Consider the following 27,000-nt stretch of genomic DNA (forward strand, 5'->3'; position numbering starts at 1 on the left):
GTGCTGCGCTCAGAGCGCCGTCGCCAGGTAACGCAGGTGCTCTCGCAGTTTCGGCTCGGCGTCGAATGCGAAGCCGAACTCGCGCTCGATCTCGCTCACGTCGAAGGTGAGGGCGGCTTCGCGGATGCCCTCGTCCGCGACAGACAACTCTGACGGCGATCCGAGCTCGTCGATGGCCCAGCGCGCGACCGTCTCCCAGGTGATGAACGCCGGCGAAAGCGCCGTGAACGTGCGTCGGTTCGGCTCCGAAGAGGAGAGGACAGCCGCATATACACGGGCGAGATCGCCGGCCCAGATGAACTGCAGCCCCGCGTTCCTGACGAGTTCGACCGGCGTGCCTGCTGCAACCGCGCGCACGATCTCGGGAAGCTCTGGCATGCTCTGGATCGGCGCCCCGTCGGTCTCGGGTGCTCCGAAGGTGTAGCCAGGGCGGATCACGTTCGCACGGATGCCGTAGCTGTCGGCGATCGCGAAGGCATAGCTTTCGCCCGCCGCTTTGGTGGCGCCGTAGACGTGCGTCGGGCGGGCTGGGTCCGAGTCGCCGTAGCGGCCTGGGCGGTGCTCGTAGACCCCGACGGTCGACGTGTGGACGATGTGGCGTAAGCCCTGCTCCGCGGCGCTCTGGAACAGGTTCACAGTGGTCACGGTGTCGCTCACGACCCGCTCGCGAGCGGTGCCGCCGTGCCCCAGCGCCAGGTGGACGAGCGCGTCGTGGCCAGCGAGCGCTTCGAAGATGACATCGTCGTCGGCAAGCGAGCCGGCGACGATGGAGACGCCGGCGAGTCCGGCGTAGCCCGGAATCTTTCCCGGATCCCGCGCGAGAATCGTCACCTGGTGCCCGTCGGCCACCAGCTTCGGGACGACATGCCCCCCGATGAAGCTCGTTCCTCCTGTCACGAAGACGCGCACTGTTCAGCCCTCGACGAGTTGCCGGCGCAGGGTCTCGCGAACCTGGCAGTTCTCGAAAGCGAAAGAGTCGGCGAGGGCGTCGAGCTCGGAGTCGTCGAGGCCGCAGAACAACTGCGCGTACTCATCCGCGAGCGGTTGCGCCAGCGTCAGATTGAGGAGCATGGTGCGCACCCAGTCGAAGCGCCCCCAGGGGTACGGGTCGAAGTGCGGCGCCTCACTGTCGACGAGTTCCTGGACCGGCATGGTCACTGCGCGCGGGCCCCAGCCGTCGCTGCCCCACTGATCGACGCCGAGCCGCTCCTTCTTCGCGACGAAGCCGTCGAAGCGCTGCCGATATGGGGATTTCGGGGCGGCGTTCACGAGGCCCTGCCTTCCCAGGTCCTTGTACATCCACGACGTCCAGCTGGCGTCGTGGTCCCGGTAGATGTCGAGCTGGTCGGCGAGGATCTGGCGGCGGACCACGTCGACCGACTCGTCGTTCGTGTAGATCGGAGCGAATTCGCCCACCAGAATCGGCGTTCCGGTGCGGCGGGCATACTCGGAGCGCTTCAAGAACTTATCGCTCGCGCTGGTCTTCCCTGCATATGGGCCGCCGCGGCCGAGGCTCGCCTCGACGTAGTCGTGCAGCGAGTACACGACGTTCGGCCATGGCTGGTCGTCGAACATGCTGAAGTCGGTCGAGTAGGTGTTGCCGTCGAGGAAGATGATGTGGTCGGGGTCGACGGCCCGTACCGCATCGAAGAGCTCACGATACACCGGGCCCACCCTGCTCCCAGTCTCATCCGCGGGTTCGTTCATCAGGTTGTAGCCGGCAACCCACGGGTTGCCCTTGTACCTGTCCGCGATGGCGCGCCAGATATTGAGCACGCGTTCCTGGAAATGGCGATGCTGCCAGAACGACGCGATGTGCGTGGCATTGTCGGAATGCCAGTGCTGATTCTGTGAGCCGGGCAGCGCGTGAAGGTCGATGATCGAGTAGATGCCGTACTTGGCACCGAGTTCGATGGCTCGGTCGAGGTGCCGAAACCCGGCCTCCACGATCTCGAACGGTCTGTCATCGCGCTCGAGGTGGTGGTAGTTGATGGGGATGCGCACGAGATCGAAGCCGTTGTCGGCGAGGAATTCGGCGTCGGCATCCGCGTAGAACACCTCGAGGAAGCGGTCGAAGAACCGATCGGCGCGGTCCTGCCCGATCGCAGCGGTCACCTTCGCCCGCATCAGCGATTCGTTGGCGGAGTAGCCCGTGATGAAGTTCTCCATATTAAGCCAGCCGCCGATGCATACCCCTCGCAACCTGCGCTCCTGCCCGAATCCATCGACGAATGCTGTTCCGCGAGTGGCTAGAGGGCGCGGGGGGGTCTGAACCATGCGTGACTCCTTTGTCTAGAAAGTTTTTACAATTCTTGACAGTAACTTTCTATCAATGTTTAGAATAAAAACGGACGAGATGTGCTGTCAAGGATGCCGATGCGCGCCGAGTTGATGCGAAAAATATGGCTCTCGAGTTTCGTCAACATGAGTAGATATTTGGGCTGTCAATGACCAATGGAGGTCAAGGAATGCTCGAGCAGGACGCCGCCGCATTGAATGTCTTGTTCCTCGGGGGCACGGGAACAATCAGCGCCTCGAGCGTTAGGCTCGCCGTCGCCCACGGCATTCACGTCTCGGTGCTGAACAGGGGAGCTAATCGCGGCTTGCGCGAATTGCCGGCTGCCGTGGAGTGGCTCACTGCTGACGTGACCGACGATGCGTCCGTCATCGCAGCCGTCGGCGATCGCTCGTTCGACGCGGTAGTCAACTTCCTCTCGTACGACGAGGACGACGTGGCTCGCATGGTGGAACTGTTCGATGGGCGCACGAGGCAGTACGTGCACATCAGTTCGGCGTCCATCTACTCGAAGCCCGTGAGAAGTCTGCCGATCTCCGAGTCGACGCCAACGGGGCCGAATCCGCCTTTGCCCTACGCGACAGCGAAATGGCGTGCAGAGCAGGCGCTTTGGCGCGCTTATCTCCGCGAGGGCTTCCCCGTGACGGTGGTCCGACCGTCGCACACCTACGACGACGCTCACCCGCCGCTGCCGGGGGATTGGACGGTGATCGACCGACTCGCCCGTGGCGCCGAGCTGCCAGTTCACGGCGACGGCACGTCGTTGTGGACCCTCACGCACGCCGAGGACTTCGCCCATGGGCTGGTCGGGCTGCTCGGCAGTGAACGGGCGATCGGTGAGACGTTCCACATCACAGGTGACGACGTGCTCACCTGGGACCAGATCTACGATCTATTCGCTCGGGGACTCGGCGTAGAGCCGAACCTGGTGCATGTGCCGAGCGAGTTGTTCCCGGTGGTCGCGCCGGAGTGGTTCTGGTCCGGTGAGTTCGTCGGCGACTTGGGACATTCGGCGGTCTTCGACAATACGAAGATCCGCCGGTTCGTCCCCGGCTTCGCGCCGAAGCTGACGTTCGAGCGCGCCGTGCGGCGGATGCTGGACTGGCGCGCCGCCCACCCGGAGATCGCACACGGCGACACCGAGACGGATGCGCTCTTCGACCGCGTGGTCCGTGCGTATCACGCGGGCCGTCGGTCATTCGTTGAGCACGCACCGGCCGGAGCTGGCCAGAATGCGCTCGGCGGCCCCGCGTTGCTGAACGCGACGGAATAGCAGAACGGCATCAGCACTGCCAAAAGCGTGAGCGGCCAGTGCCTGCACCGGAGGCTCGGACGGATTCGTCAACCGCATCGAGGCGGCCGCCACGCGCGAGCGCGCGCTATGTCGTCGTGCTACCGTCGACCCGATCGTGACCCGTCATCAGACGCAGGAGGTGAGACCCATGAACGCAGTACTCGAAATGGGTGCTCCCTCGCAGTCCACGATCGCGCGGCTCGACTAGCCGCCCCGGGGAGCATCCGCCACGCGATCGCGAAAGGCGACTCCCATGAACACAGACTCCTCTTCAGCGCACGCTCGCGCCCTGGTTCTCGGCGGCGGCGGCGCGGCCGGCAACGCCTGGTTGATCGGCGTCATCGCCGGTCTCTCCGACGCAGGCGTCGAGGCGGCGGATGCCGAGCTGATCGTCGGCACCTCAGCCGGCGCCACGGCTGCCGCCCAGGTCACCAGCGCACCCATTGCCGAACTGTTCGACGCGGTGCTCCAGCCCGTGCCTCAGCGCCAGGCGCCACCGCGAGGCTCCGGCGGGCGCCCGGCCGCCTTCAACCAGAGCGATCACCTCGAGCGACTGCGCTGCATCATCGCGAGCGCCGACAGCGCGGCCGACATGCGTCGCAAGATCGGGGCGGCAGCCCTTGAGGCGGATGCCGGCGCCGACCCCTCCGCCGCCGCCCGCTGGCGCGCGACGGTCGCGGCGCGGCTGCCTCGGCAGGAGTGGCCGGAGCGAAGCATCCGCATCACCGCTGTCGATCCGGTGACGGGCGATGGCGTCGTCTTCGACAGGAACAGTGGTGTAGAGCTGGCGGATGCCGTGGCCGCCAGCACCTCGAACGGCTTCGGTCTGCCGCCGTATCGCATCGGCGAGCGGCGGTTCATCGATGGCGGCTACCGGCGCAATGAGAACGCCGACCTGGCCGCGGGGTTCGAGCGCGTACTGGTGCTGTCGCCCCTCGGCGGCCGCACGCTGCACCCGCTCGAGTGGGGCATGCAGCTCGCGGCGCAAGTCGATGAGCTGCGGGCCGGTGGCAGCAGGGTCGAGACGATCCTGCCCGATGCCGCGTCGCTCGACGCGTTCGGCGGCAACATGATGAACCTCGCGGCGCGGCCTGCTGCGGCGCGCGCTGGGTTCGAGCAAGGGAGGAGTGTCGCGGTGCGGCTGACCGGGTTCTGGAGCTGATGTACGCGGTCGGCCCGGTGCGCAGAGGGTCCGCACTAACTGCCGCCAACGCGCGCGGATTATATGGACGGTGCGCCACATCGAATCCATCCCGATGGGTGGGATTACGCCTGATCCGGAACAATAAATTGTTCGTTCACTGTGTAGTCGCACTCGGTCAATCAAGCTTGAGCCAATCCTGAGGCGGCGGCCCTCACTCGTCGCGAGGTGTCAACTACCGTCGATTGTGCGGGCACCCGAGTCCGTACCTCAACCCGAATGACCGCGGCCCGCGAACTCCACTGACGGAGACGCGGGCCGCGGTGATGCGGCGTAGCTCGGCTCCCCGATCAAGCCGCACCGCTACCAGGAATGCGGGCGCAACCCGAATGCGCCCGCATCACACCCCCACGTGCTCCCTGGATGCGGACAGCGTAAGCAAAGGAATCCGTTCCGCCGAAATCCCGTATTGGGGCTTGACCGCGGTGCCGACCGCCGCTGGCCAGCGCTCGCCAATGGCGTGTCGTCACCGACCGGCTTGAGCTGCCCCCTTGCACAATTCGCGTGCGGGCACACCCCCGTTGTCGGCTTTCCGAGGCGAGCGAAGGCTTGTCTGCAACGGAAGGAGCTCAGATGAGCGACACAGGCGAGCCGGCCGAGGAGAAGATGCCCGACGCAGAGGAGCTTCAGAAGCCGAGCACCGAGAAAGACCCGGCCGAAGAACCGAAGGCTCCAGAGGTCGAACCGGAAGAGGCGAACCATCAGGCGGTGGGCATCGGTGTGGTCGGCACGCCAGACGACGGGGACGACGGCGGCGAAAGCTAGGCATCTGCCGCATCGCCCACGGGGCACGGAACGACTTCGGGTCAGCCGGCCGCGGCCATCGTGACGATGGCTCGGCCGTTGATCTCTCCGCGCGCGAGCGCCTGATAGGCGGCATCGGCCTCGTCAAGAGTGAATCGTCGAGTGATGAGATCGCCCGGGACGAACCCGCCGTTCTCGACGAGTTCGATGACTCTCGGCAGATCTTCGCGCGTGCGCCCGCCGAAAGACCCGGCGATCGATTGCCCGCGACGCACGAGCGGCGTGATCTCGATTTCGGCGGTGGCGCGCCCGGCGGCGATGCCGATGGCGACCATCCGGCCGCCATCGCCGAGCATGGCGGATGCCTGGGTGAAGGTCGCTGGACGCCCCAACGCCTCGAACGCCACATCGACCCCGCCGCCTGTGCGGTCCTTCACCGCGACCACCGGATCCTCGACCAGGGAGTTGACCGTGTGGGTGGCACCGAGCGCCCGCGCGCGCTCGAGCTTGTCGTCCGCGATGTCGACGGCGATCACTTCTGCAGCGCCCGCGGCACGGCACAGCTGGATCAGACTCGATCCGACGCCGCCGACCCCAATGATGGCCACCGCCTCGCCACGCTCGAGTCGTGCGGTGCGGAACACAGCGCCGTAGGCGGTGAGGCCGGCGCAGCCGACGATGCAGGCCGACTCCTCATCCACCTCTGAACCGAACGGTGCGAGGGCGGTGACGGGCACAACGCTGTACTCGGCGAGTCCGCCCATCGAGTACATCGCAAGGAACGATCCGTCGGGCATGCGCAGGCGGCTACTGCCGTCATAGAGGGTGCCCCGCAGTCTGTTCTTCTGGAAGAACTCCGAGCACAGGTCGTCGCGCCCGCGTCGGCAGGCGGCACATTCCCCGCAGGGCATGATAAACGAACCGACCACTCGCGAGCCGGCTGAAAGGCCCCGCAGATCCGTGGTCCCGGCGCCGAAGGCGACGACGGTGCCGCTGATCTCGTGGCCGAGGACCGCCGGGCGGGGGAATGCCACCTCGCCGCGCATGACGTGCAGGTCCGTATGACACACCCCGCAGGCGGTGACGCGCACGAGCGCCTCGCCTGCCTGCGGGGTTGGAGTCGCGATCCGCGTGAGCTTTAGTCGCGGCTCGGCGCCGTCGAGCAGAGCCGCGCGCATGGTGGGTGGAACGGCGGTCGGGGCGCTCATAGCTCTAGTCGGCCTCCGCACCGATCGCCACGAGGACCTGGGCCGCGATTGCTGCGTCCTGGTCGGGTGTGCCGCCCGCCACTCCGAGGCCGCCGATCATCCGCCCGTCGACGCGGATGGGCACCCCGCCCTTGACGTTGGTCAACAGTGATCCAGTGCCGAGCGGCAAGGCGACGGCCAGGTCTCCCTGCATCCAACCGGTCGGACGCCGCGTGGATGCCGCGGTCTGCGCCTTTCGCCGGCTGGTCTCCGCGCTGTGCGGCGTGATGCCGTCGGCGCGCGCATAGGCGACGAGCGCGAGGGAAGGGTCGACCACGGTGACCGCGACCTTCACGCCGGCATCCGCCCCGCAGCTGATCGCTGTGGCAATGACGTGAAGGGCGAACTCGTGGCTGATGGCGGTCGTTTCGATGTACTGCTTCATGCGACTTCTCCGGCGATCGCTGCGGTGAGTTCCTGGGCCTTCGCCACCCGGCGGTAGCGATGGAGGATGAATTCGGTGTACCCATTCGGCTGTGCGGCGCCGTCGAAGACGAGCGCACAGGCCGCAGCGAATGCGGTGCTGCTGGCGAGATTCGCCGCCATCGGCTGATAGGCGGGATCACTGGAATTCTGCTCGTCGACGACGGCGGCCATGCGCGCGAGCGAATCGCGGACCAGCGCTTCGTCCACGACGTCATGGCGCAGCCAGTTGGCGAGCAGCTGGCTGGAGATGCGCAGCGTGGCCCGGTCCTCCATCAGCCCGACGTCGTGGATGTCGGGGACCTTCGAGCAGCCGATGCCTTGGTCGATCCACCGCACGACGTAACCGAGCAGGGACTGCACGTTGTTGTCGACTTCGAGACGCCGGGCATCTGCGTCCCACTCGGCGGGATCACCGACCGGGACCGTGAGGAGCTGCTCGAGGGTGCTGCGGCGGAATCCGGCGAGTTCGCGCTGCCGTTCGCGCACGTCGACCCATTGATAGTGCAGCGCGTGGAGCGTCGCGGCGGTGGGTGAGGGCACCCAGGCTGTCGTGGCGCCGGACAGCGGGTGTCCGATCTTCTGCTCGAGCATGCCGGCCATCTGGTCAGGAGCGGCCCACATTCCCTTGCCGATCTGGGCGTGCCCGGCCAATCCGCTCTCGAGCCCGATATCGACGTTCTGGTCTTCGTATGCGAGTATCCACGGCGCGGTGCGCAGCTCGGCCTTCCGCACGATCGGGCCGGCCTCCATCGAGGTGTGGATTTCGTCGCCCGACCGATCGAGGAACCCCGTGTTGATGAAGACAAGCCGGTCAGCGCCCTGGGCGATTGCAGCCTTGAGGTTGGCCGAGGTGCGTCGCTCCTCGTCCATCAGACCGAGCTTGATGGTTCCGGGGGTGAGACCGAGCAGGGCCTCGACGCGCTCGAAGATGGCAACGGCGAACGCGACTTCCTCCGAGCCGTGCATCTTCGGCTTGACGATGTAGATCGAGCCGCGGCGGCTGTTGCGGCCCGGGTTGGTCGGGTCGAGGCCGGGGAGCGCACAGAGGGTGGTGACCAGGGCATCGAGGATGCCTTCCCCGATCTCCCTCCCAGCCGAGTCGAGCACCGCGTCGGTCATCATGTGGTGGCCGACGTTGCGAACGAACAGCAGGGATCGACCGGGCAGGACGAGTTGTTCGCCGTCGACCCCGGTGTAGCTGCGATCGGCCGCGAGTCTGCGAGTGACGATGCGACCGCCCTTCTCGAAGCTCTCCGTCAGGTCGCCGCGGTTCAGACCCAACCAATTCCGGTAGGCGGCGACCTTGTCTGCCGCGTCGACGGTCGCAACGGAATCCTCGAAGTCGATGATTGTCGTCAGCGCGGACTCGATGACGACATCGCTGATGCCCGCTGCGTCGTCTGCCGCGACGGGTGAACCGGCGTCGAAGCGGATCTCCCAGTGCACGCCGCGGCGGCGCAGCAGCACCGCCGAGGGGCGCTCGATCGAGCCGGTGTGACCGCGGAACGCCTCGGCTTCGCGCAGCGCGACGCGCCCCGCCGGCAGCACTGCCGTCAGCGCGCCCTCACGCACCTCATAGGCGATGGCGTCCAGGTGGCTGCCCGACTCAAGTGGGAAGAACTCGTCGAGCAGACTGCGCACACGTGCGACGACCTGGGCACCGCGGGCGCGGTCGTAGCCCCCCGGGGCGGCGCGACCCGGAAGCGCGTCCGTCCCGTAGAACGCGTCGTACAGCGAGCCCCAGCGGGCGTTGGCGGCGTTGAGCGCATAGCGCGCATTCGTGATCGGCACAACGAGCTGGGGCCCGGAGAGCTCAGCGATCTCAGGATCGACGTCGCGCGTCGTCACGCTGATATCCGTCGGCTCAGGGACGAGGTAGCCGATCCGCTCGAGGAATCGGCGGTATTCGCCGGGTTCGACGTGAGTCTGGTGGTGCGCGCGATTCCACTCGTCTAGCTCCGCCTGCAGACGGTCGCGTTCAGCGAGGAGACGAAGGTTCTCGGGCATGAGCTCATCGATGAGCGCCGCGGCGCCTGCCCAGAACGCCTCGGCGGTGACTCGCGTATTCTCAAGGGCCTCGTCTGCGATGAAGTCGTACAACTCGCGGGCGATCTGCAGCCCGTCGATGTGAACGCGATGGTCGTCGGTCATTCCTGTGTCTCCTTGAAGATGGTGCCGGGGTTGAGGATTCCGGCCGGGTCGAGCGCCGTCTTGATGCGACGCTCGACCTCGAGCGCGTCGTCGCCGATCTGACTGCGCAGCCAGGGCCTCTTGAGCCGGCCGACGCCGTGTTCGCCGGTGATGGTTCCGCCGAGCCGAATGGCGAGGGTCATGATCTCGCCGTAGGCCCGCTCGGCGCGGGTCTGCTGATCGCGGTCTTCGTTGTCGAAGACGACAAGCGGGTGGGAGTTTCCGTCGCCGGCATGCGCGAAGAACGCCACCTCCACGTCATTGGCGCGGCTGATGGCCTCGATGCCGGCGATCAGCTCGCCGAGTAGGGGGATCGGAACACCCACATCCTCGAGGAGGACGCGGCCGCGCTCTTCGACGGCGGGGATCGCGGCGCGGCGTCCCGCTTCGAGCTCGGCGGCGCGCGGCGGTTCGACCTCGGCGGCGCTGCGGGCGCCGTGTGCGGCGCATACCTCGATGATTCGAGCGAGGTCACGACCGTGCGGATCGAGTTCGTCGACACCGGCGAGCAGGAATGCCGCGGCGTCCCGGTCGAGGCCGAGGCCGAGGTGGTCTTCGACGGCATTGACCGAAAGCCGGTCCATGTATTCGAGCATCGACGGCCGGATGCCTGTGGCGATCTCTGCGACGGCGGCAGCCGCCTGCGCCGGGGAGTCGAACCAAGCTGCGACGGTACGGTGCGCAGGCTGCGCAGGCAGCAGCCGGAGTGTGATCTCTGTGATGATGCCGAGAGTGCCTTCGCTGCCGACGAAGAGCTTGACCATCGGGAGCCCGGCGACATCCTTGATGAGCGCGCCGCCGAACCGGACGGCACGGCCGTCGGCGAGCACCACTTCGAGCCCGAGCACGTAGTCGGCCGTGACGCCGTACTTCACGCAGCACAGGCCGCCCGCATTGGTGGCGACATTGCCGCCGATCGAGCAGATCTGGAATGACGCGGGGTCGGGCGGGTACCACAGGCCGTGTCGCGCGACCTCGGCCTTGAGCTCTGCATTGAGCAAGCCCGGTTGAACGACGACAGTGCGGGTGTCGGCGTCTACCTGCACGGCGCGCATTCGCTCGGTCGTGATGACAATGCAGCCCGCCACGGTGGTGGCTCCCCCGGAGAGGCCTGTGCCTGCGCCCCGAGGGACGATCGGGACGCCGTGCTGTGCGGCCCAGCGCACCGCGACCTGCACGTCGGCGGTCGACTCTGCGAGCACGACCGCAAGCGGCATGACCGTATGGGTGTCCGATGCACGGTCGCACCGGTACGCCTCCATTGCGGCCGGCTCGGTGAGCACCGCCCCGGCCGGCAGCAGTCCGACCAGGTCGTCTGCTCGGGGATTGTCCGCCACCTGTCCTCCTCGACAGAAACCATCAATTCCGTATAGCGGAAATCAAATTCCGATCTGCGGTGAGCCTACTCAGATCCGCCCGGCCCGGTCAACCGGGCGGGTCAGGCCTCGGGTGAGATGCGGAAGATGGTGGCGCGTCGGGAGATCATCTCCGCGCGCGCGAGTCGCGGCTTGTCGGACCCGTCTCTGATCACCCCGCCACGCGCCTCGAAATCGTTGAGGAATTCCCTCGCCCAGGCGACGTCGGCGCCGGAGGGGCTCAGAGACTCATTCACCACGGCGGGTTGCTCGCCGTCAAGGCACAGCTTGCCGGTCATCCCCAACGCGACGGCGTCGGCGCTCTGCTCGCGCAGGACCGCGTGCGTGCTCGCGACGGTGGGGCCATCGATCGGGCCGGGCAGGCCTCCGATCCTGGATGCGAGAACAAGCCGCGTGCGCGGGTACGCCATCGCCGTCGACGTGTTCGCGGCGCCGGTGTCCCGCCGGTAGTCGCCGGAGCCGAAGGCGAGTCGGCAGGTGCCGCGGGCACGGGCGATCGCCGCGGCGTCCTCGATCCCGAGGGCCGATTCGATGAGGGCGATGACGGGGGTTGCGCCGCCGAGCCGCTGGAAGGTGTCGGTGATCTGCTCAGCGGCCTCGGTCTTCGCGAGCATCACGCCGGCGAGCCCCGGCAGCCCGGCCAGCGCCGTGAGGTCCTCGCCCCACTCCGGACTTGTCCAATCGTTGAGTCGCACCCAAGCGCGGCCGCCGCCCTCGAACCACCTGACGACCTCGGCCCGGGCCTCGCTCTTGTGCGAGGTGTCGACGGCGTCCTCTAGATCGAGGATCACCTGGTCGGCTCGGCCGAGCTGCGCGGGGTCGAACTGCTCGGGTGACCGAGCCGAAACCAGCTGCCAGGAACGGGCATCGCGCCCATCGATGCGCCGCGCTTCGCGCGCCGCACGCGCGGCCACGGTTCTGGTTTCGGAGGTTGCCGTCGTCGTCACGGTTTCTCGCTTTCTTCGGGCGTCGCTGCCCTGGTTGGCACATTGGTTGAGAGTGACACCAAATTTATGGCACAGTATTCCCGCATCGTGGAATTTGATGCAAGAGAGGGATCAATGAGGATCGCGCGAATAGAGACCCTGCACCGCGGCGAGATCGCCGCCGTCCGTGTCACGACAGACGAGGGCCTGGTCGGCATCGGCCAGACCGCGCCGTACCAGACTGGGCTCAGCGTGCGGGTGCTGCACGAGTTCGTCGCACCGTTCTTCATCGGCGCCGACCCGTGGGATGTCGAGGCGCTCGTGGATCGCTTCCTGCTCGAGCAGTACAAGTTCCCGAGTTCGTTCGTGCTGCGGGCACTCGGCGGGATCGACACGGCACTGTGGGACATCAACGCGCAGGCGGCCGGCGTGCCCGTGTACAAATTGCTCGGCGGAGCGGTTCGCTCTGAGATCCCGGTCTACGCGTCGAGCATGGTGCGCAACATCACCCCGGAGGCCGAAGCCGACCGCATCGCGGCGCTGGCGGCCGAATACGGCTACACGGCGGCGAAGATCCGCGTCGGCGACCCGATGGGCCGAGACCGCGACGCGGCCCCCGGCCGGACAGAGCGCATCATCCCGCGGATGCGAGAGGTTCTGGGACCGGACTTTCTGCTGAGTGCCGATGCCAACGGGGGATTCACGGTGCCGCGGGCGATCAGAGTAGGGCGGATGCTGGAGGAGCAGGACTATTTCCACTTCGAGGAGCCCTGCCCGTTCCCGGAGATCGAGAACACCGCTCAGGTGACGGCGGCTCTCGACATCCCGGTTTCCGGCGGCGAGCAGGACAATTCGCTGCCGCAGTTCTACCGCATGCTGACAGGGCGGGCTGTGGATATCGTCCAGCCCGACATCGGCTATCTCGGCGGCGTCTCGCGCGCGCGAAAAGTCGCCGTGCTTGCCGAGTTCGCCGGCATCCCGTGCACGCCGCATTGCGCGAACGACTCGTTGCTGCAGGTGTTCACAACGCATTTGGCCCTCGCGATGCCTTCGTGCGTGCACCACCAGGAGTGGAGCATCGAGCGCACGGCATGGTCCGAGGGCGTGTACGAACCGATGCTCGAGGTCGTCGGGGGCGCCGTCGCCGCCCCCTCGGTGCCCGGTTGGGGCATCGAACTGACCTCTCGGTTCCTGTCCGAGGCAGTCGTAGAGGCGACCGACTGAATCTTTTGTTGATCGATCCGACGATTTCGCTTGACCTCGTCGCGGACCCTACCTAACATCAACTTTCATTGGTTTCGGAACATAAATACCGCATCGCGAAAAGTGATGGGTACATTTCCGGCCGACCACCCGGTACCCAAAGGAGAGCACCGTGCCGCTGAACGACACCGCCGCCGTTCGACTCGAGATCGTCGCCGCGCTAGCCGGGGTCTCCCCGGTCCCGTGGGCCGTCGAGCAGCTTTCCGCCGCACTCGTCGGTCGCGGTGTCTCAGTGGAGGCGGAGGTCGTCGATGTGGCGCTCGTCATCGTGGTGGGCGCTGAGGAGGCGTTGGAGGATGAGGCGTTCGGGATCGCCGTCGTCGGCTCTCGAATCGAGGTCACGGCAGGCGGGGCGCGCGGCGCAGGCTACGCGTTGACCGAGCTCGCGGACGTGGTCCGGCACACGGACGGCGCACGTGCTGCTGTTGCCGCCCTTGCGGCCGTCTCGATCGCACCGCGGGGCCCCGCGGCGCTTGTGCGCGGCGTGCTTCGGACGGTTGCGAGCGATGTTCTCGACCTCGGCTGGTTCCGCGACCGGGACTTCTGGACGGGTTACCTCGACGAACTCGCGACCGATCGGATCAACCGTGTCCAGCTCGCATTCGGGATGCAGTACAACTACTCGCACGACCCGGATGTCAAGGACAACTATCTCTGCTTCGCGTACCCGTTCCTGGTCGATGTGCCGGGCTGGGAGCGGGTACGCGTTGGTGGGCTCGCCGCAGGGGAGCGTGCAGCCAATCTGGACGCATTGCGCTTCGCAAGCGACGAAGCGGCCCGCCGCGGAATCCATTTTCAACTCGGACTGTGGAATCACGCGGCCCAGCCGGAACTGGAGGACAGCCCGGGACTTCGCTACCCGATCTCCGGACTCGAGGACGACGAGACGGCAGCGTATTCTGCGGAGGCGCTCCGCCTGCTGATCGACGCGTGCCCTGGCATCGCCGGAGTCACCTTCCGTGTGCACTACGAGGGTGGTGTTCCCGAGGCGAGTCACGGCGCGTTCTGGCGAACTGTCATGTCCGGGCTTCGTGGCGCCGGTAGGCCCCTTGATGTCGACCTGCACGCCAAAGGCGTAGATGCCGAGTTGATCGGCATCGCCGAGGAGGTCGGCGCTCACGCGGTCCTGTCCGCAAAGTACTGGGCCGAACACCAGGGCCTGCCGTACCACCAGGCCTCCGTACGGCCGCTGGAGAAGGCGCGCCCCGCCAGGGACGATGCCCTTCGTGGCGTCACTCAGAACGAGCGGCGTTTCACCCGCTACGGCTATGGAGACTTTCTCGCTGAGGAGCGCGCCCACGACCTGATCTTCCGGGTGTGGCCGGGATCGCAGCGGTTCCTGCTCTGGGCGGACCCCGAGCTGTTCGCCGGCTACGGCCGCCTCAGCACGATCGGTGGCGCGCTCGGCGCCGAGTTGTGCGAGCCGCTCGTCTTCCGTGGCAGAAAGGACACCGGCCGAGATGGCGCCCCGCGCGACCTCTACGTCGACGAGTCGCTGACGCTCGGCATCGACGATTGGAAGAAGTACCGCCACGAATATCGCCTCTGGGGTCGTCTGCTGTTCGACCCGGAGGCGCCGGCAGAGACATGGCTGCGCGCGCTGCGACCCGCCTTCGGCGAAGCGGCGGAGCATGTCGCGTCCGCACTCTCTTTCGCCGGGAAGGTGCTGCCTCTCGTCACCGTCACCCAATCGCTCAGCGCGTCGAACAACTACTTCTGGCCAGAGGTGTTCACCGACATGCCCATCGCCGGTCACGCTCGTTCGCCGGAGGCCTACGACTTCGACCTCGAAGATCCGGGCACCTGGGGCAGCGCCAGCCCGTTCGACCCGCAGATCTTCGAGACGGCGGACGACTATGCCGTGGCTCTCGTCTCGGGGCTGCCGAGCGGCCGGATCACGCCCGACGAAGTCGCCGCGCGGCTGCTCGAGCTGTCCGCATCGACGGAGGCGGCGCTCAGCGCGGCGCGTGCGAGCGCCCCCGACCTCGAGGACCCCGAGTTCCGTCGAGTGGAGATCGACGCCACGATTCAGGCGCAGCTCGGCAGGTTCTTCGCCGGCAAGATCCTCGCCGGTGTCGGATACTCGCTCTTCTCGGCGACGGGCGATCCCGAGCAGCTCGCCGACGGCCTCAAGGGTTACCGTGCTGGCCGCGCCGCGCTCGCCGCGGTCGTCGAGCTCGCGGACGGCGTCTACGCCCCGAACCTGGCGTTCGGCGACCGACCGAGCGAGCAGGGCAGCTGGCGCGATCGTCTGGAGCAGGTGGACCGCGACGTCGCGGCCCTCGTCACGGAGCTTGCGGATGCGCGCAATGCGCGCCGCGAGGTGGACGGCTCGGAAGCTGCGTCACGTCGCAAGGCGGGCTCGCGCTCCGGCGGACTGGAGCACGTCCCCGTCGACGGCTTCGAGCACGGTGCCCCGTTGACCATCACAGCCACCGGCGAGGACGCGCTCGATGTGGAGCTGCACTTCCGACACCTCAACCAGGGCGAGGACTGGGCCGTCGCGCCGATGCTTCGCGTGGGCGACAGGCTCACTGCGGTCATCGACGCGGCGTATACCGCTGCCCCGTTCCACCTGCAGTACTTCTTCGTGCTGCGCAGCGAGGACGGAGCGGAGGCGTGGCTGTCGCCGGGCCTCGACCGGTCGCTCGCGAACCAGCCCTACTACGTCCTCCCGGGAGCATCAGCGGCCTGACCGCCGTTTCCTGGGAGCACCGGCACAGAAGAGATATCCCCTTCACTGCACCACAACTGAGAGGACAACGATGTTCGCATCACCGACTCGCTCGCGCCGGAAGCGCGGGCGCCTCGCCCTGGCGGGGGCGATCCTGGTGACGGCAGCCACAGCGCTGACCGCCTGCGCCTCGGGCAGTAGCGCGTCCACCGGCGGATCCACCACCAAGGCGGATTCCGGCATCAAGGGAACGATCCGCGTCAGCGCGGAGACCGATCAGCCCTTCCTGCAGGACGCAGCTGACGCGTTTGAGAAGAAGTATCCGGGCACGACGGTCACCCTTGTCGAGTCACCGTCGAACACCTACCAGACCACCGTGCGCGCGCAGCTCGCGGCCGGCCACGCACCGGACGTCATGTTCGTGTGGGGCGGCTCGGGCAACGCGATGGCGAGCCAGCTGCTCGGCCAGGCCGGTCTGCTGGAGGACTTGAGCGATCGCCCGTGGGCGAAGTCGATCGGGCCGACGGCGAACGGTCTCGTCTCGTACGGCGGCAAGCTCTATGCGCTGAACACCTACGAGAACCCCACCGGCGTCTACTACAACACGGCGCTCATGGACAAGCTCGGGCAGAAGGTCCCCACGACCTTCCCGCAGCTTCTGTCCTGGTGCAAGGCGGTCGCGGCGAAGGGTGTCACGCCCATCGCGCTCGGCAACCAGACCGGCTACCTCGACACCGAGGTTCCGCTGGAGCTCGCAAACACCATCGCGTACTCGAAGGATCCCGACTTCGCGAAGCAGGTCACCGCGTCGGACTTCAACTGGACGAACTCCACCGAGTGGAAGTCTGCGCTCACGCAGGCGCTCAAGGAGTACATGCAGATGAATGACGCGAAGTGCTTCGAGCCGAACTCGACGGGCTACTCCGACCAGCAGGCGAACTCGCTGGTCGCGACGGAGAAGGCGGTCGGTGTCGACATCATCGCCTCGGCGATCCCGTCGGTGCAGGCCGACAACCCGAAGCTGAAGTACGACATGTTCGAGATCCCCGCCACGTCCAAAGCCTCCGACACATACCTCACCGCGAACACCGGCGCGGCCTATGGCGTGAACAAGGCCAGCACCAACAAGAAGACGGCGATCGCCTTCGTTGACTTCATGGCGCAGTCCGACAACCTGACGAAAGCCGCGAAGGCAAACTTCGGGCTGCCGTACACCGCAACGAAGGACACCCCGGTGACCTCTGACATGAAGGGCATCAGCGATCTCTACCACGCAGGCAAGACCGCCCTGTGGCAGACGAACTTCTGGCCCAACGCCAACGTGAAGCAGACGATGATCGCGCAGGACCAGAACCTCATCCTCGGCAAGGCTGACATCAACGCGGTTGTCGACGCGATCCAGCAGTCCTTCGCGGGCAAGTAACACCACGCCGGGTGGAGGCGGAACGATTCGCCTCCACCCGGCATCCAGACTTCATGGCCCGGCCACCGCCGCTCGGGCCCGAACTTCGAGGAGCTTCCTTGTCCAGCACCACTGATGCGGCCGCACCGCTTGGGGAGCGAACCCGGGTCGGCCGCGCATCCCGTTCAGCCGGGGCCCGGTTGCGGATCTCGTTTTGGTTCGCCGTTCCGGCCCTTGTGTTCTTCGCGGCAATCGTCGTCTACCCGACGGTGCAGGGCGTGTACTACGCGTTCACCGACTGGAGCGGCCTCGGCAGCGAGATCAACTTCGTCGGCATCCAGAATTTCGTCAGCCTGTTCTCCTCGCCGGACACGTCCGGTGCACTGTGGCACACGCTGCTGATGGCCGGTTCGATCACGATCGCCCAGAACGCCATTGGCCTGCTTCTCGCGATGGGGCTGTCCTCGCGCATCCGCAGCCGCAACGTGCTGCGCACCCTGCTGTTCGCGCCGGTCGTCATGACCCCGATCATCGTCGGCTACGTGTGGCAGTTCATCTTCGTGCCCGGCGGGGCGTTCGCACAGTTCACGGCGCTGCTCGGCGCGAAGGACGGCGGCCTCAACGTGCTCGGCGAGACTTCTACGGCGATCTGGGGCATCATCGCCATCGTCGTATGGCAGTACGCCGGCTATTCCATGGTCATTTATCTCGCGGGAATGCAGAACATCCCAGAGGAGGTCACCGAAGCGGCCGCACTCGACGGCGCGGGCTCGGTGAAGCGGTTTGCGTTCGTGACCTGGCCGCTGTTGCGCACGCCGACGGTGATCAACATCACCCTGTCGCTGATCACCTCGTTCAAGCTGTTCGACCAGGTGATCGCGACAACGCAAGGCGGCCCGGGCAACTCGACCCAGACCCTGTCCACCTTGCTCTACAACGAGGCATTCCTTTACAACCGCTACGGCTACGGCATCGCCCTCGGCCTGATCGTGTTCATCCTCATCGCGGTGATCTCGTTCGGTCAGATGCGCGTCTTCCGGGAACGAGGCTGATCAAACATGTACCGATACACCTGGCGCACGGGAATCCTCGAAGCCGTGATGATTGTCGTCACCGCCGTGTTCGTCTTCCCATTGTGGATGCTGATCTCGGTGGGGTTCCGCGACTCGGCCTCCGTCGCGCGGAATCCGTTCGGCGCCCCGACCTCCTTCTATCTCGACAACTTCAAGCTGGCGTGGACTCAAGGCGGCCTCGGCCCCGCATTCTTCAACAGCTTCTACATCACTGCGGTCTCGGTCGTGATTCTCGTCGTCATCGGGGCAGCTGCGAGCTACTACTTCGCCCGCTCGACTGGCCGCTGGGGCAGCCGGTGGTATGGCATCGTCGCCGCCGGCATGATGGTGCCCTTCCAGATCGGTGTGCTTCCGCTGTACCGCGCGTTCACAGATGCAGGTCTGGCCGGAAATCCCCTCTCGGTCATCATCTTCAACGCAGGCATCCACCTGCCACTGACCGTGATTCTCTACACCGGCTTCATGAAGCAGATCCCGATCGAGTACGAGGAAGCCGCTCGAGTGGACGGTGCCGGCGGGTTCCAGACCTTCTGGCGCGTCATCGTGCCCTTGCTGCTGCCCGTGACCGGTACGGTGATCGTGCTGGACGGTGTCTCGATCTGGAACGAGTTCTTCACACCGCTGCTCTACCTGGGCGGCACCCCGCATGTGACTGTGCCTGTGCAGATTTACAGCTTCGTCGGGGAGTTCTCGACGAACTGGGGGCAGGTCTTCGCTGGCCTGCTCATGGCGAGCCTGCCGATTCTGATCATGTTCTTCGTCTTCCAGCGCTACATGATCAGAAGTTTCGGAAGTGGTCTGAAGGGCTAGGCCCACTCCTACGATGTGGGTGTCGGGCGGAGCCGCAGGGTCTGACACCCACAGCGGTATATACACTGTGGCCACGATAGGAGTGCCGGATGACGACGAATGCGGAGCAGACTTCGAACGTGCACGAACTGCCGTCCGAGGCCTCTGGCGTCCAGTCGGTCGTGCGTGCATTCCGCCTGCTCGAGCTGCTTGCGGAGGCGCACGGCGGGCTCACACTGAACGACCTTGGGGCGATGGTGGGACTGCCGGTCACCACCTGTCACCGCTTGCTCAAGACGATGGCGTCGCTGGGTTACGTCCGTCAGCTGCCGTCACGGAAGTACGGACTCGGGCTGAGGCTGATGCGGCTGGGGCAGTACGCGGACCTGCAGATAGGGCCGACGGCCCACAAATACCTCGCGACGATCGTGGAGAGGTTCGGCGAGACCGCCAATCTCGCGATGCTCGACGGCGACCAGGTCGTCTACGTCGCGCAGGTCCCTTCGCCGCATTCGATGCGCATGTTCACCGAGGTCGGGCACCGCACGTACACGCACTCGACCGGCGTCGGAAAGGCGATCCTCTCCGTCGTGGATGACGCGGCGGTGCGTCGGATCACCGGCCGCGCCGGCATGCCGCGTGCAACCGAGACGACGATCACGGATCCTGACGAGCTCGCGCAAGATCTCGCCCTCAGCCGCGAACGCGGCTATGCGATCGATGAGGGCGAGCATGAGCTTGGGGTGCGCTGCTACGCCGTGCCTCTTCTGGGGTTGCCGATACCGGCCGCATTGTCGATTTCGGGACCGAGCGTTCGACTGACGCAGGCCGTCGGCGAGAGCGCTGTGCCTCTTCTCAAGGAGGCAGCGGCGGGTCTGGCAAAAGAGCTTGCGGGCGACGACTGAGCTGACTGCATGCAGCAGACCGGGCTCGCTCAGACCTGATTTTCCAACCCCCGCGCGAACGCCTCGACCGTGTGCTCGGGTGCAGGCCGGTATTCGGCGCGGTGACACTTTGGGGTTCCTCGCCCGCTACGGGCGAGATGTCGCTGGTGCGCTTCAGCTCTGGGATATCGATGACCCGACCGAACCGAGGACGCCGTCGGCAAGGGGGCTGACTTCGGCGGAAGTCCGCGCCCTGCTGGAGACCCGATCGGCGCTCCGCTGGCCAACGAGGCGTCGGCGGGCAAGTCGTCGCTCGGCGGCGTCCGGCCGAAGATCGTCCTGGTGCGCACCCCAGGCGGTTGGGCTCAGGCGCTGGGCGGCTACCCGTCGACGCACATCCTCAAACCGCAGCTCAGCGGTGACAAGGCGACCATCATCTTCGACGAGGAGTACGGCTCGCGGCTCGCGTGTCGCCTTTCACTTGCGAACTTTGCAGTGTCGATCGAAGACTTCGACGGGCTGCCCGCACTGGTCATCGAGCGCTACGACAGGCACGACGGCGCTCGTATTCACCAAGAGGACTTCAGCCAGGCTCTCGGGGCAAGTGGAAACGAGAAGTATCAGGAGTTCGGCGGTGCCGTCAGCTCGCGGTCGGCATCGGCAATCTCGATATGCACACGAAGAACATCGGGTTGCTGCACCCCGTCGACGGCGATGTCACCCTCGCCTCGGCGTACGACGTAGTTCCGCAGGCGCACCTTGCGAACGACGGCAAGCCGGCTGGCCGATGACGCGACTCAGATGACACCCATGTCGCGACTCAACACACAGCGGAGAATGGGGGATTCGAACCCCCGAGGGCTTTCACCCAACACGCTTTCCAAGCGTGCGCCATAGGCCACTAGGCGAATTCTCCAGCGTTGTGCCGAAGCACAACTCGATGAGTCTACCGGACGCGGGCTGAGCGGACGCGCCGCGCCGAATCGGTGGCTGACGGAGAGTGCCGCAGCACAAACGCCCCGGTACCGCGCACTCCGGCGACTCCCGTACAATGAAGACCGGCTCCCCGCGTGGCGCCATCCAGGCCAATTCCCCCAGGGCGGAAACGCAGCAAGGGTAACCGGGCTCTGGCGGGTGCGCGGGGGGTCTTTTCTTTTGGAAGACACCTCCAGTTCAGGCATCCGTCGCTTTATCAGGTCGAAGTCCCGGCCAGAGCAGGAAAAAGTCCTAGCGAAGCGCGAACCCCTCTCCATAGGCTGGCGTTGGAACCGCCACCAGGCGGAACGGCCCCCAAGGGAGGACTCTCGATGTCGACCGGAACCATGCCCGAAACAGCCTGGAAGAAGCGCGAAGAGACCCCGGTCTCCGACGAGACGATCCGGCTCATCGACACCTACTGGCGCGCCGCCAACTACCTGAGCGTCGGCCAGATCTACCTGCTCGACAACCCGCTGGTGCGCACGCCGCTCACCATCGACGACATCAAGCCGCGCCTGCTCGGGCACTGGGGCACGACGCCCGGCCTGAACTTCATGTACGCGCACATGAACCGCGCCATTCAGGAGCGCGACCTCAACACGATCTACATCATCGGTCCCGGCCACGGCGGCCCCGGCCTGGTCGCGAGCGCCTACCTCGATGGCACCTACTCCGAGGTCTATCACGACATCGAGCAGGACGAAGCGGGCATCAAGCGCCTCTTCAAGCAGTTCTCGTTCCCGGGCGGAATCCCGAGCCACGTGGCGCCGGAGACGCCGGGGTCCATTCACGAGGGCGGCGAACTCGGCTACGCGCTCAGCCACGCGTACGGTGCGGCGTTCGACAACCCTGACCTGCTCGTCATGGCGGTCGTGGGCGACGGCGAGGCCGAGACCGGCCCGCTGGCGACGAGCTGGCACTCCAACAAGTGGATCGACCCCGTGCAGGACGGCGTCGTGCTGCCGATCCTGCACCTCAACGGCTACAAGATCGCGAACCCGACGGTTCTCGACCGGATTCCTCAGGACGAGCTGCTCGACCTGTTCAAGGGCTACGGGCACACCCCGTATCTGGTCGAGGGCGGATTCGACGGCGAAGACCCCATCGCGGTGCACAAGCGCTACGCCGAGGTCCTCGATGCGGCTCTCAACCAGATCGCCGAGATCAAGGCCCAGGCTGCGGCCGGCACGCTCGAGGGCCGCGCCAAGTGGCCGATGATCATTCTGCGCACTCCGAAGGGCTGGACGTGCCCGCCCGTCATCGACGGCGTGCAGGTCGAGAACACGTGGCGCGCGCACCAGGTGCCGCTCGCGAACGCCCGTGACACGCCGGAGCACACGGCGCTTCTCGAGGGGTGGCTCAAGTCATACCGCCCCGAGGAGCTCTTCGACGACGAGGGGCGCCCCGTGCCCGACGCGGTTGCGATCGCACCGAAGGGCGACCGGCGGATGTCCGCCAACCCGATCGCCAACGGCGGCCTCATCCGCAAGGACCTGAGGCTGCGCGACTGGCGCGAGTTCGGCGTCGACGTGCCTTCCCCGGGCGCGACGTCGAACGAGGCGACGCGCGTGCTCGGCGACTGGCTCGCGAAAGTCATCGAGGACAACCCGAACAACTTCCGCATCTTCGGGCCTGACGAGACGGCATCCAACCGCCTCGCCCCACCCGTCTACACCGCGACGGACAAGCAGTTCGCCGGCGAGATCTGGCCGATCGACGAGCACATCGCCCGCGTGGGCCGCGTCATGGAAGTGCTCTCCGAGCACCAGTGCGAGGGCTGGCTCGAGGGCTACCTGCTCACCGGCCGGCACGGGCTGTTCACAAGCTACGAGGCGTTCATCCACATCGTCGACTCGATGTTCAACCAGCACGCCAAGTGGCTGAAGGTGACGCGCGAGATCCCCTGGCGCCGCTCGATCTCGTCGCTCAACTACCTGCTCTCGAGCCACGTCTGGCGGCAGGACCACAACGGCTTCTCCCACCAGGACCCGGGCTTCATCGACCACGTCGTCAACAAGTCGGCGGACGTCGTGCGGGTCTACCTGCCGTTCGACGCGAACACGCTGTTGTCCACCTACGACCACTGCCTGCGCTCGGTCGACTACGTCAACGTGGTCGTCGCCGGCAAGCAGCCGCAGCCGAACCTGCTGACCGTCGACGAGGCGGTGCGCCACATGACGCGCGGCCTCGGCATCTTCGAATGGGCGGGCTCCGAGAAGCCGGGCGAGGAGCCCGACGTGGTGCTCGCGGCGGCGGGGGACATCCCGACGCTCGAGGTGCTCGCGGCATCCGAGATCCTGCAGAAGGCGATCCCGGATCTCAAGGTGCGCGTCGTCAACGTCGTCGACCTGATGAAGCTGCAGCCCGAGGACGAGCACCCGCACGGGCTCTCCGACCGCGACTACGACGCGATCTTCACCGTCGACAAGCCGGTGATCTTCGCGTACCACGGCTACCCCTGGTTGATCCACCGCCTCACGTATCGCCGCAACGGCCACGGCACGCTGCACGTGCGCGGGTACAAGGAAGAGGGCACGACGACCACGCCGTTCGACATGGTCATGCGCAACGACCTCGACCGCTACCACCTCGTCATCGACGCCATCGACCGCGTGCCCGGCCTGGCCGAGCGCTACGCGGGACTCCGGCAGGAGATGGTGGACGCCCGCCTCACCGCCCGCCTCTACGCCTACGAGCACGGCGAGGACATCCCCGAGGTCGCGAAGTGGGCCTGGAAGGGCGGCGCCAACGCCAACATCAACGACACCGGCGGCGACAACGACTAGGGCGACGCCAAGACGGTGTCGCTAGCGTCGAACTCGTGAAGCAGGTCTACGTCACCTCTGCCGAGGGGCAAACCGGCAAGTCCACGATCGCGCTCGGCGTGCTGCGCACCCTGTCGCGGCAGGTCGGGCGGGTCGCGGTCTTCCGCCCGATCGCGCGCAGCACGGCGCAGCGCGACTACATCCTGGAATGGCTGCTGGGCTCGGCGACGGCAGATCTGCCGTATGAGGATTCGATCGGCGTCACCTATGACGAGGTGCATGCGGATGCCGAGGCGGCACTCGCCCGCATCATCGAGCGCTACCGGCGCTTGGCCGACCGGTGCGACGCCGTGGTGATCGTGGGCAGCGACTACACGGACGTCGGGGCGCCCACCGAGCTCTCGTTCAACGCCCGCATCGCCGCGAACCTCGGTGCACCCGTCCTGCTCGTGGTGAGCGGGCGGTCGACCGAGGGCTCGTCGGACGGGGTGCTCGGGCAGCACGGTGCTCTGGGGTCTTCGGCCGCTCGGACGACGGAGCAGGTGCGGCAGCTCGCGGCCGTCGCGATCGACGAGTTGCGCATCGAGCACGCCTCGCTGCTCGGAGTCGTCGTCAACCGCGCCGACCCCGGGGAGCTCTCGGCGATCCATCGCGAGGTGCAGGCATCCGTCGCCGCCGTGTCGCGTTCGGGCGTCGCCGACTCGCTCGAGCGGCCGGTATGGGTGCTGCCGGAGGACCCGGTGCTCGTCGCCCCGACGGTCGGCTCGGTGCTCGACGCCGTCGAGGGGTCGCTGCTGTTCGGCGACCGTGAGCTGCTCGAGCGCGAGGTGCTCGGTGTCGTCGTCGCCGGCATGTCGATGGAGAACGTGCTCACGCGTCTCATCGAGGGCGCGGTGGTCGTCGTGCCGGGCGATCGCACCGAGACCTTGCTCGCCGTGCTCGCCGCGTACCAGGCGGGCACCTTCCCGTCGGTGTCGGCAATCGTGCTGAACGGCGGGTTCACGCTCTCAGAGCCGATCACCCGGCTCATCGCCGGCATGGACCCTGCGCTGCCGATCATCGAGGCGCCGTTCGGCACGTTCGAGACGACGGTGCGGGTGAACGGCGCGCGCACGCGCATGGGGGCGGACTCCCCGCGAAAGACCGAGCGCGCGATCGCCCTCTTCGACCGGAACGTGAACCACATCGCACTGCTGGATGCCTTGGACGTCGAGCCGTCGCCCGTGGTCACGCCCCTGATGTTCGAGTACCGGCTGCTCGAGCGGGCGCGGTCGGTGCGCAAGCACATCGTGCTGCCGGAAGGGGAGGACGATCGTATTCTCCGCGCGGCATCCGTCGTCCTCGCTCGTGATATCGCACAGCTGACGATCTTGGGCGACGAGCAGGCGGTGCGCGCGCGGGGCGCCGCGCTGGGGCTTGATCTGGACGCGGCGTCTGTCCTGAGCCCCACCGACCCGGAGCTGCGCGAGCGATTCGGCGCCGAATACGCCGAGCTGCGCAAGGCGAAGGGCATGACGCTCGAGCGGGCGCTCGACACCGTGACGGATGTCTCGTATTTCGGCACCATGATGGTTCACCTCGGGCTCGCCGACGGCATGGTCTCCGGGGCGGTGCACACGACGGCGCACACCATCAGGCCCGCGTTCGAGATCATCAAGACGCGGCCCGGGGTGTCGGTCGTCTCGTCCGTGTTCTTGATGGCGCTGTCCGACCGTGTTCTTGTTTATGGCGACTGCGCCGTGATCCCCGACCCGACCGACACGCAGCTCGCCGACATCGCGATCTCGTCGGCGGCGACAGCGTCGCAGTTCGGCATCGAGCCGCGCGTGGCGATGCTGTCGTACTCGACGGGTGAGTCGGGGATGGGCGTCGACGTCGACAAGGTGCGGGCGGCGACGGCGTTCGTGCGCGAGCGCGCGCCCGAGCTCTTGGTCGAGGGGCCGCTGCAGTACGACGCCGCGGCCGACGCGGTCGTGGCCGCCGCGAAGCTGCCAGGTTCGCCGGTCGCGGGGCGCGCGACGGTGTTCATATTCCCCGATCTGAATACGGGCAACAACACGTACAAGGCGGTGCAGCGCTCGTCGGGCGCCGTCGCGATCGGCCCCGTGCTGCAGGGCCTCAACAAGCCGGTCAACGACCTGTCGCGCGGCGCGCTCGTCGACGACATCGTGAACACGATCGCGATCACCGCGATCCAGGCGCAGTCCACCTGACAACCGCTCGCCGAGGAGCGCGCGAAGCCCGCGTCTCGAAGCGACGACCAGAGAGAAGCATCCGATGCCCAGCATCCTCGTCATCAACAGCGGCTCGTCGTCGCTGAAGTACCAGCTGATCGACATGGAGTCGGAAGAGACGCTGGCCAGCGGTCTGATCGAGCGCATCGGCGAGCCCTCGGGCGGGCGCACGACGCATAAGACGGGCGGTCAGAAGTTCGAGCGCGACGTCGAGGTGCCTGACCATGCGGCGGCGTGCGCGGTGATGCGCGACGACTTCGACGAGCACGGGCCGCGCCTCGGCGACCACGAGCTCATCGCGGTCGGCCACCGCGTGGTGCACGGGGGCTCGCGGTTCTTCGAGCCGACGCTCATCGACGATCTGGTCAAGATCAACATCGAGGACCTCTCCGAGCTGGCCCCCCTGCACAATCCGGGCGCAGTGCAGGGCATCAGCGCGGCGCAGCAGGCCTTCGCGGGCTTGCCGCAGGTGGCCGTGTTCGACACGGCGTTCCACCAGACCATGCAGCCGGAGGCATACACCTACGCGATCGACCAGGAGCTTGCGACGAAGTGGCGCATCCGTCGCTACGGCTTCCATGGCACCTCGCACCGCTACGTCTCGCGCGCGGCTGCGGACTTCGTCGGCCGCCCGGTCGAGGAGCTCAAGCAGATCGTGCTGCATCTCGGCAACGGGGCGTCGGCCTGCGCGATCGACGGCGGCCGTTCGATCGACACCAGCATGGGCCTGACACCGCTGGCCGGGCTGGTGATGGGCACGCGCTCGGGCGACGTCGACCCGTCGGTGCTGCTGCATCTCGGCCGGCGTGCACACATGAGCTGGCAGGAGATCGACGATCTGCTGAACAAGCGCTCCGGCCTGCTGGGGTTGTCGGGCCACTCTGACTCGCGCGACGTGCACGACCTGGCCGAGGCGGGCGACGAACGCGCCGCGCTCGCGGCACATGTGTTCCGTCGGCGCGTGAAGCACTACGTCGGCGCCTACGCGGCGCTGCTCGGCGGCCTCGACGTCATCAGCTTCACGGCGGGCATCGGCGAGAACAACATCGAGGTGCGCTCCGAGTCGCTGTCGGGGCTCGAGTTCATGGGCATCGAGGTGGACGATGATCGCAACCACGCGCCGTCCCGTGAGGCCAGGGAGATCTCGTCGGACTCGTCGCGGGTGAAGGTGCTCGTGGTCCCCACCAACGAGGAACTCGAGATCGCTCGTCAGACCCTGGAGGTCATCTCCCACTGAG

The 27,000-nt window shown here is 66.8% G+C and carries 19 protein-coding genes, 1 tRNA gene, 1 other RNA gene and 1 pseudogene; 14 read left to right on the plus strand and 8 right to left on the minus strand.

Annotated features, from left to right (window positions below):
- Window positions 1-9: 9 nt before the first annotated feature.
- On the minus strand, window positions 10-897 hold the full coding sequence (locus D7I44_RS11740; RefSeq protein WP_162940238.1) for an NAD-dependent epimerase/dehydratase family protein: 888 nt from the start codon (window positions 895-897) through the stop codon (window positions 10-12).
- Between the two features lie 15 nt (window positions 898-912).
- Window positions 913-2,277: a glycoside hydrolase family 5 protein gene (locus D7I44_RS11745; RefSeq protein ID WP_120789667.1), complete on the minus strand. Its 1,365-nt coding sequence runs from the start codon at window positions 2,275-2,277 to the stop codon at window positions 913-915.
- A 191-nt stretch (window positions 2,278-2,468) separates the two neighbouring features.
- Here D7I44_RS11745 and D7I44_RS11750 point away from each other — a divergent pair, with 191 nt between their 5' ends.
- The 3 genes from D7I44_RS11750 (at window position 2,469) to D7I44_RS11760 (ending at window position 5,556) form a co-directional block, all read left to right on the plus strand.
- The gene (locus D7I44_RS11750; RefSeq protein WP_120789668.1) at window positions 2,469-3,569 is read left to right on the plus strand and encodes an NAD-dependent epimerase/dehydratase family protein; all 1,101 of its coding nucleotides are present in this window, start codon (window positions 2,469-2,471) and stop codon (window positions 3,567-3,569) included.
- 274 nt (window positions 3,570-3,843) lie between these two features.
- Window positions 3,844-4,752 carry a patatin-like phospholipase family protein gene (locus tag D7I44_RS11755; protein ID WP_120789669.1) on the plus strand — a complete coding sequence of 303 codons (909 nt, stop codon included), beginning with the start codon at window positions 3,844-3,846 and terminating at the stop codon, window positions 4,750-4,752.
- Between the two features lie 612 nt (window positions 4,753-5,364).
- Window positions 5,365-5,556 carry a hypothetical protein gene (locus D7I44_RS11760; RefSeq protein WP_120789670.1) on the plus strand — a complete coding sequence of 64 codons (192 nt, stop codon included), beginning with the start codon at window positions 5,365-5,367 and terminating at the stop codon, window positions 5,554-5,556.
- A 41-nt stretch (window positions 5,557-5,597) separates the two neighbouring features.
- On the opposite strand, the gene D7I44_RS11765 is transcribed toward D7I44_RS11760, so the two are convergent.
- From D7I44_RS11765 to D7I44_RS11785, 5 genes are all read right to left on the minus strand, one after another.
- Window positions 5,598-6,743 carry a zinc-binding dehydrogenase gene (locus D7I44_RS11765; protein ID WP_120789671.1) on the minus strand — a complete coding sequence of 382 codons (1,146 nt, stop codon included), beginning with the start codon at window positions 6,741-6,743 and terminating at the stop codon, window positions 5,598-5,600.
- A gap of 4 nt (window positions 6,744-6,747) precedes the next feature.
- Window positions 6,748-7,167, minus strand: coding sequence for a GlcG/HbpS family heme-binding protein (locus tag D7I44_RS11770; RefSeq protein WP_120789672.1), 420 nt, complete (start codon window positions 7,165-7,167; stop codon window positions 6,748-6,750).
- On the minus strand, window positions 7,164-9,359 hold the full coding sequence (locus D7I44_RS11775) for a malate synthase G (RefSeq protein ID WP_120789673.1): 2,196 nt from the start codon (window positions 9,357-9,359) through the stop codon (window positions 7,164-7,166). The genes D7I44_RS11770 and D7I44_RS11775 overlap by 4 nt, the downstream gene beginning before the upstream one ends.
- Entirely contained in the window at window positions 9,356-10,735 is a 1,380-nt protein-coding gene (locus tag D7I44_RS11780; protein ID WP_245979564.1) for an FAD-binding oxidoreductase, read from the minus strand. The genes D7I44_RS11775 and D7I44_RS11780 overlap by 4 nt, the downstream gene beginning before the upstream one ends.
- 101 nt (window positions 10,736-10,836) lie before the next feature.
- Window positions 10,837-11,721, minus strand: coding sequence for an HpcH/HpaI aldolase/citrate lyase family protein (locus D7I44_RS11785; protein ID WP_425459314.1), 885 nt, complete (start codon window positions 11,719-11,721; stop codon window positions 10,837-10,839).
- A 114-nt stretch (window positions 11,722-11,835) separates the two neighbouring features.
- Here D7I44_RS11785 and D7I44_RS11790 point away from each other — a divergent pair, with 114 nt between their 5' ends.
- The 7 genes and pseudogenes from D7I44_RS11790 to D7I44_RS18595 all read left to right on the plus strand — a co-directional run bounded on the left by D7I44_RS11790 (window position 11,836) and on the right by D7I44_RS18595 (window position 20,576).
- Complete coding sequence (locus D7I44_RS11790; protein ID WP_120789675.1) at window positions 11,836-12,924, plus strand: mandelate racemase/muconate lactonizing enzyme family protein; 1,089 nt, start codon at window positions 11,836-11,838, stop codon at window positions 12,922-12,924.
- Window positions 12,925-13,075: 151 nt separating this feature from the next.
- Entirely contained in the window at window positions 13,076-15,658 is a 2,583-nt protein-coding gene (locus D7I44_RS18220; RefSeq protein WP_162940239.1) for a hypothetical protein, read from the plus strand.
- 70 nt (window positions 15,659-15,728) lie between these two features.
- A complete protein-coding gene (locus D7I44_RS11795; RefSeq protein ID WP_162940240.1) occupies window positions 15,729-17,060 on the plus strand; it encodes an ABC transporter substrate-binding protein in 1,332 nt (443 codons plus the stop codon).
- 98 nt (window positions 17,061-17,158) lie between these two features.
- Window positions 17,159-18,091 (plus strand): carbohydrate ABC transporter permease, encoded by a 933-nt coding sequence (locus D7I44_RS11800; protein ID WP_220093769.1) that lies wholly within the window; start codon window positions 17,159-17,161, stop codon window positions 18,089-18,091.
- 6 nt (window positions 18,092-18,097) lie between these two features.
- Complete coding sequence (locus tag D7I44_RS11805; protein ID WP_120789678.1) at window positions 18,098-18,922, plus strand: carbohydrate ABC transporter permease; 825 nt, start codon at window positions 18,098-18,100, stop codon at window positions 18,920-18,922.
- An 89-nt stretch (window positions 18,923-19,011) separates the two neighbouring features.
- On the plus strand, window positions 19,012-19,806 hold the full coding sequence (locus tag D7I44_RS11810; protein WP_181445564.1) for an IclR family transcriptional regulator: 795 nt from the start codon (window positions 19,012-19,014) through the stop codon (window positions 19,804-19,806).
- A 321-nt stretch (window positions 19,807-20,127) separates the two neighbouring features.
- Window positions 20,128-20,576 (plus strand): annotated as a pseudogene (locus tag D7I44_RS18595) (HipA domain-containing protein).
- 40 nt (window positions 20,577-20,616) lie between these two features.
- Here D7I44_RS18595 and D7I44_RS11820 read toward each other — a convergent pair.
- A tRNA-Ser gene (locus tag D7I44_RS11820) sits at window positions 20,617-20,701 on the minus strand.
- A gap of 141 nt (window positions 20,702-20,842) precedes the next feature.
- Between D7I44_RS11820 and ffs the strand changes: the two genes are divergently transcribed.
- The 4 genes from ffs (at window position 20,843) to D7I44_RS11840 (ending at window position 26,999) form a co-directional block, all read left to right on the plus strand.
- An RNA gene (gene ffs, locus D7I44_RS11825) (signal recognition particle sRNA small type) lies at window positions 20,843-20,939 on the plus strand.
- Window positions 20,940-21,107: 168 nt separating this feature from the next.
- Window positions 21,108-23,549: a phosphoketolase family protein gene (locus tag D7I44_RS11830; RefSeq protein WP_245979565.1), complete on the plus strand. Its 2,442-nt coding sequence runs from the start codon at window positions 21,108-21,110 to the stop codon at window positions 23,547-23,549.
- A gap of 35 nt (window positions 23,550-23,584) precedes the next feature.
- Window positions 23,585-25,741, plus strand: coding sequence for a phosphate acetyltransferase (gene pta / locus D7I44_RS11835; RefSeq protein ID WP_245979567.1), 2,157 nt, complete (start codon window positions 23,585-23,587; stop codon window positions 25,739-25,741).
- Between the two features lie 64 nt (window positions 25,742-25,805).
- Window positions 25,806-26,999 carry an acetate/propionate family kinase gene (locus D7I44_RS11840; RefSeq protein ID WP_120789680.1) on the plus strand — a complete coding sequence of 398 codons (1,194 nt, stop codon included), beginning with the start codon at window positions 25,806-25,808 and terminating at the stop codon, window positions 26,997-26,999.
- Window position 27,000: the final 1 nt, after the last annotated feature.

Origin of the sequence: Gryllotalpicola protaetiae (genome assembly GCF_003627055.1) — a bacterium.
GTDB lineage: Bacteria > Actinomycetota > Actinomycetes > Actinomycetales > Microbacteriaceae > Gryllotalpicola > Gryllotalpicola protaetiae.